Source organism: Deinococcus aquaedulcis, assembly GCF_019693445.1.
In the GTDB taxonomy this organism is placed as follows: domain Bacteria; phylum Deinococcota; class Deinococci; order Deinococcales; family Deinococcaceae; genus Deinococcus; species Deinococcus aquaedulcis.
The window spans coordinates 129,274-141,544 of record NZ_JAHRBL010000004.1 but is presented as its reverse complement, the minus strand read 5'-3'; the positions used below and the strand labels follow the sequence as shown (position 1 = coordinate 141,544).

At 68.3% G+C, this 12,271-nt stretch carries 15 protein-coding genes; 7 read left to right on the top strand and 8 right to left on the bottom strand.

All coding sequences use genetic code 11. The annotated features are described in order from the left end of the window. Positions 1–17: 17 nt before the first annotated feature. From KMW22_RS07375 to KMW22_RS07365, 3 genes are read left to right on the top strand one after another with little or no spacing between them, the layout of a single operon-like run. The gene (locus KMW22_RS07375) at positions 18–239 is read left to right on the top strand and encodes a hypothetical protein (protein WP_224605000.1); all 222 of its coding nucleotides are present in this window, start codon (positions 18–20) and stop codon (positions 237–239) included. Continuing rightward, positions 236–814, top strand: a complete 579-nt coding sequence (locus tag KMW22_RS07370; protein WP_221089389.1) for a DUF2087 domain-containing protein — start codon at positions 236–238, stop codon at positions 812–814. Before KMW22_RS07375 ends, KMW22_RS07370 begins: the two co-directional genes overlap by 4 nt. 10 nt (positions 815–824) lie before the next feature. Then, complete coding sequence (locus KMW22_RS07365; RefSeq protein ID WP_221089388.1) at positions 825–2,078, top strand: aminopeptidase; 1,254 nt, start codon at positions 825–827, stop codon at positions 2,076–2,078. Between the two features lie 345 nt (positions 2,079–2,423). Here KMW22_RS07365 and KMW22_RS07360 read toward each other — a convergent pair whose 3' ends face one another. The 4 genes from KMW22_RS07360 to KMW22_RS07345 all read right to left on the bottom strand — a co-directional run bounded on the left by KMW22_RS07360 (position 2,424) and on the right by KMW22_RS07345 (position 5,389). Further along, entirely contained in the window at positions 2,424–3,347 is a 924-nt protein-coding gene (locus KMW22_RS07360) for a ferritin-like domain-containing protein (RefSeq protein WP_221089387.1), read from the bottom strand. A gap of 168 nt (positions 3,348–3,515) precedes the next feature. Beyond that, positions 3,516–4,109, bottom strand: coding sequence for a helix-turn-helix domain-containing protein (locus KMW22_RS07355; protein ID WP_221089386.1), 594 nt, complete (start codon positions 4,107–4,109; stop codon positions 3,516–3,518). Next, positions 4,109–4,255, bottom strand: coding sequence for a hypothetical protein (locus tag KMW22_RS07350; RefSeq protein ID WP_221089385.1), 147 nt, complete (start codon positions 4,253–4,255; stop codon positions 4,109–4,111). The genes KMW22_RS07355 and KMW22_RS07350 overlap by 1 nt, the downstream gene beginning before the upstream one ends. A 141-nt stretch (positions 4,256–4,396) precedes the next feature. Further along, a complete protein-coding gene (locus KMW22_RS07345; protein WP_221089384.1) occupies positions 4,397–5,389 on the bottom strand; it encodes a malate dehydrogenase in 993 nt (330 codons plus the stop codon). Positions 5,390–5,564: 175 nt separating this feature from the next. Here KMW22_RS07345 and KMW22_RS07340 point away from each other — a divergent pair, with 175 nt between their 5' ends. Next, the gene (locus tag KMW22_RS07340; RefSeq protein ID WP_221089383.1) at positions 5,565–6,641 is read left to right on the top strand and encodes a GGDEF domain-containing protein; all 1,077 of its coding nucleotides are present in this window, start codon (positions 5,565–5,567) and stop codon (positions 6,639–6,641) included. 131 nt (positions 6,642–6,772) lie between these two features. Here the strand turns inward: KMW22_RS07340 and KMW22_RS07335 are convergent, their stop codons facing one another. From KMW22_RS07335 to KMW22_RS07320, 4 genes are all read right to left on the bottom strand, one after another. Further along, positions 6,773–7,594, bottom strand: coding sequence for an enoyl-CoA hydratase/isomerase family protein (locus KMW22_RS07335; RefSeq protein ID WP_221089382.1), 822 nt, complete (start codon positions 7,592–7,594; stop codon positions 6,773–6,775). 39 nt (positions 7,595–7,633) lie between these two features. Further along, positions 7,634–8,455 carry an ABC transporter substrate-binding protein gene (locus KMW22_RS07330; protein WP_221089381.1) on the bottom strand — a complete coding sequence of 274 codons (822 nt, stop codon included), beginning with the start codon at positions 8,453–8,455 and terminating at the stop codon, positions 7,634–7,636. Positions 8,456–8,659: 204 nt separating this feature from the next. Beyond that, complete coding sequence (locus KMW22_RS07325; protein ID WP_221089380.1) at positions 8,660–9,175, bottom strand: hypothetical protein; 516 nt, start codon at positions 9,173–9,175, stop codon at positions 8,660–8,662. Positions 9,176–9,340: 165 nt separating this feature from the next. Beyond that, positions 9,341–10,132, bottom strand: coding sequence for a response regulator (locus tag KMW22_RS07320; protein ID WP_221089379.1), 792 nt, complete (start codon positions 10,130–10,132; stop codon positions 9,341–9,343). Between the two features lie 117 nt (positions 10,133–10,249). Between KMW22_RS07320 and KMW22_RS07315 the strand changes: the two genes are divergently transcribed. The 3 genes from KMW22_RS07315 to KMW22_RS07305 all read left to right on the top strand — a co-directional run bounded on the left by KMW22_RS07315 (position 10,250) and on the right by KMW22_RS07305 (position 12,042). Further along, positions 10,250–10,768: a DinB family protein gene (locus KMW22_RS07315; protein ID WP_221089378.1), complete on the top strand. Its 519-nt coding sequence runs from the start codon at positions 10,250–10,252 to the stop codon at positions 10,766–10,768. Further along, positions 10,765–11,430, top strand: a complete 666-nt coding sequence (locus tag KMW22_RS07310; protein ID WP_235692744.1) for an HD domain-containing protein — start codon at positions 10,765–10,767, stop codon at positions 11,428–11,430. The genes KMW22_RS07315 and KMW22_RS07310 overlap by 4 nt, the downstream gene beginning before the upstream one ends. 123 nt (positions 11,431–11,553) lie before the next feature. Next, entirely contained in the window at positions 11,554–12,042 is a 489-nt protein-coding gene (locus tag KMW22_RS07305; RefSeq protein WP_221089377.1) for a hypothetical protein, read from the top strand. Positions 12,043–12,271: the final 229 nt, after the last annotated feature.

Genomic DNA, 12,271 nt, shown 5'->3' with positions numbered 1-12,271 from the left:
ATTCGAGGAGGATCGAAATGAGCCAGGAGAAGATGAATGAGGTTTTTCAGCGCATTGTGCAGGGCCTGCAGACCAACGCCGAGCGCGATGTGCGGCTGGCACGGGCAGCAGGCGATGGGGCGGCCACAGCCAAGGCGCAGGCGCGGCTGGACACCCTGAACGCCACACTGGAGATCTACGCCGCCGCGCATCTGGTGGCCCACGGCGCCCGGCCCTGGCCCCGCCCGGGCCAGCCATGAGCGCCGATCTGGCCGCCCGCGCGACCCTGTTCCGGGCGCTGGGGCACCCCGCCCGTCTGGGCATGCTGCGCCTGATCTGGACCCAGGAGGCCAGCGGCGACGCCCTGGCCCGCCTGATGAATCTGGCGCCCGCCACGGTGAGCCATCACCTCGCGCAACTGGCCGAGGCCGGGCTGATCGCCACGCGCCAGGACGGCCACCACCGCCTGCACCGCGCGCAGGTGGCGGCCCTGAACCTGAATCTGGGCGACGTGGTGCGCGGCGCCGCGCCGCCCCCCCAGAGCGCCGACCCCTACCGTGACCGCGTGTTGCGGGCCTTTTTCAAAGACGGCCGCCTGAGCACCCTGCCCGCGCAGCGCAAGAAGCGCGACGTGATTCTGCACGAACTGGCCGGGCTGTTCGAGCCGGGCCGCCGCTACCCCGAGCGCGAGGTCAACGCCGTGCTGGGCGAGGTGTATGGCGACGTGTTCACCCTGCGCCGCGAGATGGTGGGGCTGGGCGTGCTGGCGCGTGAGGCCGGGGTGTACTGGCGCCCGGCCCTGGACGACCCGCCCCAGTCAGCCGGGCCCCGCTAGAGTGGGCGGCATGACCCAGACTGCGCCTTCCTTCGACACCCTGCTGGCCCGCTACGCCGAGTTGCTGGTGCACACCGGGGTCAACCTGCAGCCCGGCGGCAAGGTGCGCGTGACTGCCCCGGTGGAGGCCACCGCCCTGGCCCGGCTGGTGGCGCGCGCCGCCTACCGCGCAGGTGCGGCCGACGTGCGCGTGGTGTACGACGACCCCCACCTCGCCCTGGCCCTGTTCGAGGAGGGCTGCGACGAGGCCGTGGCCTTTGTCCCCGAATGGGCGGCGCGCGAGCGCGAGGCGATGGTGGAAGACGGTTACGCCTCCATTGCCATTGTGGGCGAGGATCCCGCGCTGCTGGCGGGCGTGGACCCTGGCCGCATTGCCACCCGCAGTCGCCTGATGGCCCAGGCCATGCGCCGGGTCAGCGAGGCCACGGGCGCCTTTCAGGTGAACTGGACGGTGGCGGCCATGGCCACTCCCGCCTGGGCGGCGCGCGTATACCCGGACCTGCCCAAAGGTGACGCCGTGGCGCGGCTGTGGCAGGACATTTTCACGGTCACGCGCGCCGATCTGCCCGACCCGGTGGCCGCCTGGGCCGAGCACACCACGCGCCTGGAACGCCTGACCGACTTTCTGAACCGCCAGCAGTACGCCGCCCTGCATCTGAAAAGCGACCTGGGCACCGACCTGACGGTGGGGCTGGCCGAGAACCATGTGTGGCAGGGCGGCGCCGAAACCGCCCAGAACGGCATTCGCGCCGTGCCCAACCTGCCCACCGACGAGGTGTTCACCGCCCCGCACCGGGAGCGCGTGGACGGCTGGGCGGTGGCCAGCAAGCCGCTGAGTGCCCGGGGTCAGCTCATTGAAGGCATCCGGGTGCGCTTTGAAGCCGGGCGCGTGGCCGAGTTCAGCGCCGAGAGCGGCGAAGCCACCCTACGCCAGCTGATCGAGACCGACGAAGGCGCCGCGCGCCTGGGCGAGGTGGCCCTGGTACCCGCCTCGGCGCCGGTGGCGCGCACTGGGACGCTGTTCTACAACACCCTGTTCGACGAAAACGCCGCCAGCCACATTGCCCTGGGCCGCTGCTACCCCACCAACGTGCAGGGCGGCACGGATGCGGACACCCTGCGCGCGGCAGGCGGTAACGCCGAGAGCCTGATTCACGTGGACTGGATGATCGGCACCCCGCAGACCGATGTGGATGGCCTGACCAAGGACGGCGGGCGTGTGCCTCTGATGCGCGCCGGCGAATGGGTCGTGTCCCTGGACTGAGGGCCGGGACCTGAAAACAGGTGGGGCGAGGGGAAGTGCCTGTGACGGCCACTTCCCCTCGCCCCACTGCCGCTTTGCACGGACGCCAGCTGCTCCGCCTGCAACGCAGCAAGGCACCGCTTCGTAGACTCCGCGCCCGAAACCCGTCTCTCACCCTCTTGCGCGACTCGGATTCAATCGCTGGTGCCAGCGGTTCAAGCCGAGAGCGGCGGCCCGTTCCACCCTGGGCACAGCAGATCGTCCCTCAAGGCAGCGGCTGCTGTGTTTCGCGGACACCCGCTTCGTTGATCCCAGAGCCGCTGCGGGAAAACCCGGGGCGGCTCTAGGTTCTGCTCTGCGCCTGTCTTACAGAGCCAGAATGGCGCTGAAGTTGCCGCTGAGGCCCTCGGGGAAGAAACCGCCCTTGGCCGCGTTCGGGGCCAGGAACACGATGTTGCCCACCTGCCGGGGCGTGCGGCTGTACGCAATGCCGTTGGTGTCGGCCAGGACGATGTTGGCTGCGCCCTTCTCCACGATGCCCTGGTCCAGGTCCAGCGGCCCGTCCACGCTGTCGCGCAGGTTGCTGATCGCCTGCACCACGTCCGCCACCTTCAGGGTGGGGGTCACGTCGGTGTTGCGCTGCTGGTGCAGCAGGGTGCGGATCATGCCCGCGTGGTAGGCCTCGACCGCCAGAATACCCGCCGCGTTTTCCAGGTTGCCGCCCGCGCCCGCATCGGTCAGCAGGCGTGCGGCGCCCTTGTAGGCGCTGACGCCCACATCCTCGAAAATAAAGGCGCCGTGCAGGAAGAACAGGTCGTTGGCAAAGGGGTTAAAGCCAGTGATGGCCCCGCCCGAGGCCGCCGCACCCGCCGCCGCAAAGGCCGGGCCCAGGTCCAGCGTGGGCTGCGAGACGGCGCCCACGCCCAGCACCTTGCGGATCACGCGCACGTGGGCCAGTTCGTCGCTGGCAATCTCGTTGGCGTAGTCGCGCACGTCGCCGGAAGCGAACTTCACGCCGTCGCCGTTTCGGCCCGTGAAGCCGGCCGGCAGAATCACCTTGCTGCTGTTGCCGCCCGCCGCGTCCAGCTCCTGCAGGCGCCCGGTGGCCGCCAGGTAGAACGCCGCTTCCAGGTATTCCAGGTTCAGGGCGAAGTTGAAGATGGTGGCGTCCAGGTTGGCGCGGGTCTGGCCCATGCCCATCGCAGGCGCGCAGCCGGCCAGCAGCCCTGTGGCGGCGGTGGCCCCAGCCACCCCCAGGAATTTACGGCGATCAAAGCGGGTTTCGTTCATGGTCTGTCCTCCGGGACGCAGGGAAGTCGGCGTGTGCCGGCAACAGGGGGCCCGCGCCACACGCGCTGGGCGGCGGCTGGTGCTGTTGCGTCTCCACCCAGCCTGTATGCGTCCGGGGGACCGAGCGGATCATGGGGGAGGCCAAGCGTGAAGGTGGAATAAAGGCGGTCAGACGGCCGGCGTGTCGGCCGGCGTGTCGCCCGGCGGCTGGGCCAGTGCGGCGGCCAGGGCGCGGGCCTGTTCCAGTTGCCGGCCCAGGGTGGCGTGCTTCTCTTCCAGGCCTGCAATGGCCGCCTGCACGCGGGCGAGGACTGTGGCTTTGAGTTGCGTGAACGCCTCGGGGTCTGGCGGATCAGCCTGATGGTGAACGGTCATGGTCAGGCCCCCCTGCGCCGCGAGGCCAATCAGGCGCTGCCCCTGCAGAAAGGCGCGCACCTCCTCCAGCGTGAGCCCCAGCGCCTGCCACTGCTGCACACCACGCAATTCCGCCACGTTCGGCAGCAGAAAGCGGAACTTGCCGTTCACGCGCAGGGGGTGCAGCAGGTCCTCGCGCAGCAGGTGGCGCACGGTGGTGGTGGGCAGGCCCATCAGGGCGGCAAAGCGGCCAATGCCCACCCCGCGCAGATCGAACAGGGCCTCAAAGACGTCCGGGCCACCACACATCACCACCAGCTGTTCGCGCTGCTCAGCGGGCATGGTGCCTACCAGGGCTTCGCGCAGGCCCTGAACCGCCGAGCGAAAACTTGCGGCGCTGATGTCCACTACGCCAGCCGCCGTATGGTCAGGGTGATTTCCCAGCGCGGCAGGCGCAGCGCGGGCCACCTCAGCCGCGTCCAGCGGGCCCGGCGCGCCTCCTCGTGGCGAGCGGCCAATGTCTCCGTCCAGTCCTGCCCAGTCCGTGCATTCATGGTGAACCTCCTGCCTCCCAGCATGGAACGTGCAGTGAACTGCACGTCAAGCGGGGGGTCAGCGGGCAGATGGCCCAGAGCAAAAGGCAGATGGCAGACAGCCACCCGGGCCATCTGCCATCCGCCATGTGCCTTCTGCGGTTACTTCACCAGACCCAGTTTGCGCACGTCGTCGCGCTCTTCTTCCAGTTCCTTGGCGGTGGCGTCCATCTTGCCCCGGCTGAACTCGCTGACCTCCAGGCCCTGCACGATTTCGTACTGACCGTTCTTGCAGGTCACGGGGAAGCCGTAGATCAGGCCCTCGGGCACGCCGTAGCTGCCGTCGCTGGGAATGCCCATGCTGACCCACTCGCCCTCGGGGGTGCCCAGCGCCCAGTCGCGCATGTGGTCAATGGCCGCGCTGGCCGCACTGGCAGCGCTGCTCAGGCCACGGGCCTCGATGATGGCGGCGCCGCGCTTGGCCACGGTGGAGATATAGCTGTTCTCGTACCAGTCGCGGTCCACCTGATCCAGGGCGGGCTGACCGTTCACGGTGGCGGCGGACAGGTCGGGGTACTGGGTGGAGGAGTGGTTGCCCCAGATGGTGAGGTTCTTGATGGCGCTGACCGGCTGCCCGGTCTTTTCGGCCAGCTGGGAAATGGCGCGGTTGTGGTCCAGGCGCACCATGGCCGTGAACTGCCCCGGCCTCAGGTCCGGGGCGTTCTGCTGGGCAATCAGGGCGTTGGTGTTGGCGGGGTTGCCCACCACCAGCACCTTCACGTCCCGGCTGGCCACGGCGTTCAGGGCCTCGCCCTGGGGCTTGAAGATGCCGCCGTTGGCCCCCAGCAGGTCGCCGCGCTCCATGCCAGCCTTACGGGGCATGGCGCCCACCAGCAGGGCGTAATCGGCGTCCTTGAAGGCCACCATGGGGTCGTCGCTGGTCACGATGTCGGCCAGCAGGGGGAAAGCGCAGTCGCGCAGTTCCATCACGACGCCCTGCAGCGCCTTGAGGGCCGGGGTGATTTCCAGCAGCTGCAGGATGACGGGCTGGTCCTTGCCCAGCATGTCGCCCGCCGCAATGCGGAACAGGAGGCTGTAGCCGATCTGGCCAGCGGCGCCGGTCACGGCGACACGGACGGGGGGTTTGGTGGTCATGGTCATGGGTGGTCCCTCCAGTGGAATGGTTTTTCGGCTCACAATAACGCGCGTCAGCATGAAAGGGCGCGGGCGTTCCCCAGGCGGGGACAGGGGGCCGCGCGCCGCCCACCCGGCCTTGACCTCTGTCGACGCGAGGCTTCTGTCAGGAGGAGCACCCTACCGTCGGGGAATCATGCTGCCGCTGCCTGCCCTGCCCGAGCCCACCGCGCACGAACAGCAGTTCCGGCGTCAGGCGCTGATGGCGGTGGTGGCCGTGTCGCTGGCCACCTCGGCCTTTGGCCTGATGGTGGCCTATCCGCTGAACTGGGGCCCCAGCGTGGCCACCGGGCTGGCGCTGCTGACGGTCAAGAACGTGCTGTTTTTGCTGTGGCTGCAGGTGTTTGCGCGCCACTACGTGCTGGTGGGGGCGCTGCATCTGGCGATTCTGGCTGTCACCGGCGTGGCCAAATTTGCGCACGCGGTGCTGGTCGAGGAGATGGTGAGGGGCCTGGGCAGCTATTCCTACTGGCTGCCGCTGACCTATGTGGTGGCCTTTCTGGTGTTTCCAGCGCGGGTGGCCACCGGGGTCTCGGTGGCGATCTTCGCCGCGCTGGCGACCATTTTTGGCCTGTGGCTGTCGGGGGGACAGGCGCTGGCCGAAAGCCAGCAGGCGAACTCGGCGCTGTTGGTCCAGGTACTGCTCTCGCACGTCACCTTTATCAGCTTCTTCGTGCTGTTCGGGCTGCTGCAGCGCCGCTACGTGGGCGCCCTGGCCGCCGCCCAGAGCGAGGCGCGCGCCGGATATCTGGACGCCCTGACCGGGGTGGCGAACCGGCGCCAGCTGGCGCTGTGGCTGGGCGGACACCTGCAGCGCGAGGCCCGCGAGCCCCTGAGCGTGGTGCTCTTTGACCTGGACCGCTTCAAGCAGATCAACGACACCCACGGCCACGACTACGGCGACGAGGTGCTGCGGCGCACGGCGGCGGCCGTAACCGGGGCCCTGCGCCGGGGCACCCTGTTCGGGCGCTGGGGCGGCGAGGAGTTTCTGGTGATTCTGCCGGGCGCGGGGGCCGCCGAAGCGCAGGGCGTGGCCGAACGCATCCGCGCGGCCGTGGCAGACGTGCCCTATGACCGCGTGCTGCAGGTCACGGTCAGCCTGGGGGTGGCGCAGGCCCTGCCCGGCGAGCGCCTGGAAAGCGTGCTGAAACGGGCCGATGACGCCCTGTATGCGGCCAAGCACGCCGGCCGCAATCAGGTCAAGGCGGCCTAAGAAGTCTGCCCCGCTTAGGGAACCTGCTCTCAATGGCTCTGGGGCGAACGAAGTGAGTGTCTGCGCAGGACAGTGGTGCCCACGGCATTGGGGGCCGCTTTTTGCATCCAGGGTGGAACCGGCCGCCGCTGTCAGATCGGCGCGTCGTCCTGAAACTTCGGCGCGCGCTTCTCGCGCAGGCTGGCCAGACCCTCGTGCACGTCGGGGCCCGTAAAGCCCAGGAATTCCAGAGCGAGGCTGGCGTCGAAGGTGGGGCCCATGGCGCGCAGCCAGTTGTTCAGCGCGTACTTGGTCCAGCGCACAGCGGTGGGGCTGCCTTCCGCCAGTCGCCGCGCCACCCCCCAGGCCCGGTCCAGCAGCTCGTCGTCGGGCACGCACAGGCTCACCAGCCCAATGCGCTCGGCTTCCTCGCCGCTCACGCTTTCGCCGGTCATCAACAGGTATTTGGCCTTGTTCAGCCCGCACAGCAGCGGCCAGATGATCGCGGCGTGGTCCCCAGCCGCCACCCCCAGGCGCACATGGCCGTCCAGCAGCCGGGCACTGCGGGCCGCAATACTCACGTCGGCCAGCAGGGCCACGGCCAGCCCGGCGCCCACGCAGGGGCCATGAATGGCGCTCACCACGGGTTTGCCGCAGTTGATCACGTTGTACACAAGGTCGCGCGCTTCTTTCCATACCCGGGCCAGCGCGGTGAAGTCACCGGCCATCTCTTCAATCAGGGTAAAGTCGCCCCCAGACGAAAAGCCCCGCCCCTCACCACGAATCAGCACGCAGCGCACGTCGGCCGCGTCGTCAATGTCGCGCCACACGGTGGTCAGGGCGCGGTGCGCCCGGGCATCCACCGAGTTCAGGGTTTTCTCACTCTGGATAACGATCTCCAGAATGCCGCCGTCGTGCAGGGTCAGGGTCAGGCCGGGATAGGCCCCTGGCGCGGTCAGCTGGTCAAGGTTCACCCTGGCAGGGTACGGCACTGGGGCCGCCCCGGGCCTGTTTTAGCGCCGGATCAGTTTGGCCAGGGCCTCGGCGCGTTTCAGGTCGGTCAGGGGCCCGCTGGCGGCTTCCTGCGGGTCCAGGGGGTAGGTGTACACCGGTTTGCCCAGGCGGCGCAGCACGGTGTCGGTGGCGTTGGGCGGCACCAGTTGACCGTTCGTGAGGCGGCGCAGAATCAGTACGCGGTCGGTTTTCAGGCTCAGCAGTTCCTCGGCATTGAGCTGCTTGAAGCTGATGTTCGGGTCAATGCCGGCGGGCGTGTTGAGGGTCAGCCCCAGGACGGAAAGATTCCGGCTGAACGAAAAGCCCCGCCCCAGCACCATGACCGAATTGGGCTCATACATGTACAGCAGCGTGGTGTTGGGTGCCGTGCGGGCCACCGGGGCCAGCTGGGTTTTCAGGGCGGCGATCCGGGCGTCGTAGGTCTGCAGGTAACGGCTGGCCTGGGCCGACTTGCCAAACAGGCGCCCCAGGTCGCCCAGGGCGGTCCGCCAGGGCAGGGTGTCGTAGTCGTAGGCCAGGGTGGGGGCAAACTTCCGCACGGCCTCAAAAGTGGCGCGGCTGCTGTCGCCCCCGTCCATCAGAATCAGGTCGGGCTTCAGGGCGGCCAGCAGTTCCGCCGAGGGCTTGTCGTAGGCCCCCACATACACCGCTTCTTTGAGGCTGCTCTTGGCCAGGGTGGTCAGGTTCTGGGCCGGCTGCCCCAGGCGCCCCTCAATACGTCCTGAACCAAAGCCCAGGGCCCGCACCCCCAGCACGCTCAGCAGTTCGGCCTGCTCCTCGCTGAGTGTGACCACCCGGGTGGGGGTCTTTGAGAAGGTCACAGCGCCAAAGTCGTGCTTCAACGCCAGTGGAAACACGCTTGCTGCCAGAGCGGCAGGAAGGACCAGCAGGCCAGCCAGAACGAGGGAGCGACGGGGACCAGAACGCAACATACCTTCATCTTCGCTTAATCCGATTGGTTTAGTCAACTTAGAAAGGTTGGGAGGATGGGGCATGCCCAATGTGGGTTGCGGGTCCCTGGCGATTTACCGCGGTGCCAACGCCGGCAGCACCAGCGACGAGCGGGCTTCCAGCGCCACACTGCCCGCCGTATCCAACCGCTCCAGCACTGCTTCAAAGGTCCAGTCGCGCGCCCACAGCCGTTTGAGGGCCTGCAGCGCCGCTGTGCCGGGCGGGGTCCAGGCCGCGACCTCGCCCGTCGTCTCGTCGGGGCGGCGCACCTGCACCGTCTGGGGCAGACCTGCGCGGGCCAGCGACCGGTAAAAGCTCTGCACCGCATCGTCCATCAGGTAGGTGGTGCGAATCAGGGCCTGCGCCTGCTCGGTTAGAGGCTCCAGGGCGTCCTCATCTATGCGCGCGGGCCGGATGGGGGCAAACAGGCGGCGCAGCTGCTCGGGCAGGTTACCGCCACGGTAAAAGGCTTCTTCAAACTCGGCGGGCACCAGCAGGCCCGGCCCACCCTGCCCGGCGAGGGCCACAGTCTCAGCCGCCACATCCGGGGGCGCGGGGCGCAGGCGGGCCAGTTCGGCCAGGGTCAGCATGGGGGTACTGTAGCGCGGCGCCAGGGGCCCCTCACAGCAGCCGCCCATTCACACTGGGGCCAGAGCGCCGCCCTTCCAGCCCGCCCACACCGCTGCCCGGCGCCGCACCTCGTTCGCCCCAGAACGGTGGCCGGGCCGTCTCCCCCACCCCTCTGTAGACCGCTGTCAGTTCAGGCGCTGGCGCAACCACGCCTTGACGCTGCTGGCGGTGGGGGTGTCGCGCACCAGAATCGCGCTCAGGCCGCCCGGCACCGGGCAGAGCACCAGCACCTGCTCCTGAAACTCCACATGCACCGCCCGCAGCGGCCCCGGCTGCGCCAGATGCGGCGAGAGGGTGCGGGCCCCGTTGAACAGAAAGCGCACGTAGGCAAGGATTTCCGCGCTGACGCTGGTGGTGGTGCCCAGCAAGGCGCCGCGCCCGTCCAGTACCGCCGCCGCGCTGACCCCGGGCAGCACCCCCAGACCGGCCAGCAGGCTGCTGGCGTCCTCGGCGAGTTTCAGGCGCTCGGCCGCTTCGTCCACCGCCGGGGGCGCGGCGGGCGCGGGGGCCGGCGCAGCGGGCGTCTGGTCAGCCTGAAACGCTTCGCTGCCCAGCCAGCCCTTCAGGGTGGGCAGCAGCCGCTCGGCGCGCAGGGGCTTGCGCAGCACCTCACATACCCCCAGCGCCTTGGCCTGGGCGCGCAGCTCCTCTTCCACCACGCCCGTCATAAACATCACCGGCAGCTTAGGGTGGCGGCGGCGCAGCTGCTCGGCCAGTTCGATGCCGCTCATGCCGGGCATGCGCACGTCGGTGAGCACCAGGGCCGTGTCAGCGGTCACGCTGTCCAGAGCGGCGCGCCCACTGTCGGCCAGGGTCACGGGCAGGTGCGGCCGAAGCATGGCGCTCATGGTCTGCAGCAGCCCCGGGCTGTCATCCACGATCAAGATGGAAGGGGACCCGGCAGCGGCGGCAGTCATGCCCCCAGCGTAGGCAGCGGGCCGTCACCCACCACTTACGCCGAGCTGACGGGGCGTGAGCTTTCTCACCCATTCTCATAAAATCGCTATTCCCCCACTGGGGGCATACTGCGGGGCATGACGGACCCCGCGCGACAGTTTCCGCTTGGCCCCATCCCCGAACCCGACCGGACCCTGACGGGGCTGCAGGCCACGCGCACGCGGCTGGCCCAGGCCACAGCCGAGTGGCACACCCTGCTGGCGGGGCGCCCGGCCGCCGACCTGGCCCGCACCTACCGCCCGGGCGGCTGGACCGTGCACCAGCTGGCCCACCACGTGGCCGACGCCCACCTGCACGGCCTGAACCGTCTTCACTATGGCCTGACCACCCCGGACTACGTGATTCAGCCGTTTGACCAGGACGCGTGGCTGACCCTGCCCGACGCGGCGCTGCCGGTGGCCGACGCCCTGGCGCTGCTGGACGCAGTCAACGGGCGCTGGCTGGCGCTGCTGGCCGGTGTGGACCCCGCCCACCTGACCCGCCGGGTCCTGCACCCCGCCGAGGGCGAACAGGACCTGTGGCGCCTGACTGCCAAACACGACTGGCACCTGCGCCATCACCTTGCGCACGCACGACTGGCGCTGGAGAGCGCTTGACCTCGCCCCTGGCCCCACTGCTGGCCCACGATCCCCGGCTGCCCGGTGTGTGGCGCTGGGTGCAGGCCCACATGCACGCCGACGCCGCCCACGACGAGGGGCACCTGGCGCGGGTGGCGCGCTGGACCATGCGCTGCGCCCCCGCTGAACCGGCGGTGCTGGCGGTGGCAGCGGCCCTCACGCACGATGTGGTGAACCTGCCCAAGAACCACCCGGAGCGCGCCCAGGCCAGCGAACGTAGCGCCCAGGCGGTGCGCGGGCACCTGCCGGGGCTGGGCTTTACCGCCTTTGAGACCGAAGAGGTGGCCCTGGCCGTGCGCGACCACAGCTTTTCGCGCGGCGCCGTGCCCCAGACGGCCCTGGGCGCCGCGCTGCAGGACGCCGACCGTCTGGACGCTCTGGGCGCACTGGGCGTGCTGCGGGTGGCGGGCGTGGGGGGCCAACTGGGCCGCGCCCTGCTGCACCCCGAAGACCCCTGGGCTCAGGCCCGCGAGCCCGACGACCTGACCTACACCGTGGACCACTTCTTTACCAAGTTGCTGCGGCTGGACGGCACCTTCCGCACCCTGCCCGGGCAGGCCGAGGCCCGGCGCCGCACCCTGACCATGCGCGCGTTCCTGGCCGAACTGGCAAGTGAACTGGAAGTGGCGCCGCCGGCGTGAAGACTCATTTTGAAGCCTTACGCTGCGGCCATGTTTCAGCGTCTATGGCAGCCCACAGCCGCTCTGGCCATCCTCATGGGCGGTTGTGTTCAGGCCCAGGAGTCTACATACACTCCCCTGACGATGAAGGGCCTTCAAGCCTGGATCAATCGGGTCTGTACCGGTGGCTGTACAGCAGTCAGTCCTGCAACTCTGCTCAAAAGCCACGGCGAACAATTACTGCCCGGTGGAAAAGTGCTGCTTGTTCGCCGTGGGCAGGACAAGTTCTATCTGGCTTATGACCTCGGTATCTACAACCAACAATTGGACCTGAGTCAGATCGCCTTTTTCCCCGTGAGGCTGCAAGACCGCTGGACAGCACGGCAGTTGGCTGTGGTCGCCAACTGGATGGAGGATCTGGCCGGTGGACAGGCGAATGGTCAAAAATTGTCCGACTGTGTGGCCAGCCTGAAGCGAAATAATTATGTCGCCGATCTTCTAGGAACCACGTATGGACCGGGCTCTTTAGGCATTCTCCAGCTGGATGATATTAGGACTGCGCAGGGGAAATGTTATTGGATTGGGAAGAGGAAGAACGTAGCCTTCGGATTCGGGGGGTTGGGACTGCGGTAGCTATGAATTATGGACCCCTCTGCACGACGAATTCAATCTTTTTTCCATCAGAGACAGTGTTTTTGATAGAACATGTGCCCATATAGGGGTCTGAGATTTTTAAAGAACCGCGATGTGGATTTTTCAAATCACCTAAGCATTGAAGAGTGGAATTCTTGGGCACACCCACAAGAGCTGACCAGGCATCCGTCATTAGCGACACTGCGGATTTTTCATCTCTGGCCGATAA

Coding starts and splice junctions, on each gene's coding strand:
- KMW22_RS07360 (WP_221089387.1), bottom strand. CDS start 3,347: ATGAACGAAACCCGCTTTGATCGCCGTAAATTCCTGGGGGTGGCTGGG.
- KMW22_RS07340 (WP_221089383.1), top strand. CDS start 5,565: ATGCTGCCGCTGCCTGCCCTGCCCGAGCCCACCGCGCACGAACAGCAG.
- KMW22_RS07365 (WP_221089388.1), top strand. CDS start 825: ATGACCCAGACTGCGCCTTCCTTCGACACCCTGCTGGCCCGCTACGCC.
- KMW22_RS07325 (WP_221089380.1), bottom strand. CDS start 9,175: ATGCTGACCCTGGCCGAACTGGCCCGCCTGCGCCCCGCGCCCCCGGAT.
- KMW22_RS07345 (WP_221089384.1), bottom strand. CDS start 5,389: ATGACCACCAAACCCCCCGTCCGTGTCGCCGTGACCGGCGCCGCTGGC.
- KMW22_RS07305 (WP_221089377.1), top strand. CDS start 11,554: ATGAAGGGCCTTCAAGCCTGGATCAATCGGGTCTGTACCGGTGGCTGT.
- KMW22_RS07315 (WP_221089378.1), top strand. CDS start 10,250: ATGACGGACCCCGCGCGACAGTTTCCGCTTGGCCCCATCCCCGAACCC.
- KMW22_RS07350 (WP_221089385.1), bottom strand. CDS start 4,255: ATGAATGCACGGACTGGGCAGGACTGGACGGAGACATTGGCCGCTCGC.
- KMW22_RS07320 (WP_221089379.1), bottom strand. CDS start 10,132: ATGACTGCCGCCGCTGCCGGGTCCCCTTCCATCTTGATCGTGGATGAC.
- KMW22_RS07370 (WP_221089389.1), top strand. CDS start 236: ATGAGCGCCGATCTGGCCGCCCGCGCGACCCTGTTCCGGGCGCTGGGG.
- KMW22_RS07375 (WP_224605000.1), top strand. CDS start 18: ATGAGCCAGGAGAAGATGAATGAGGTTTTTCAGCGCATTGTGCAGGGC.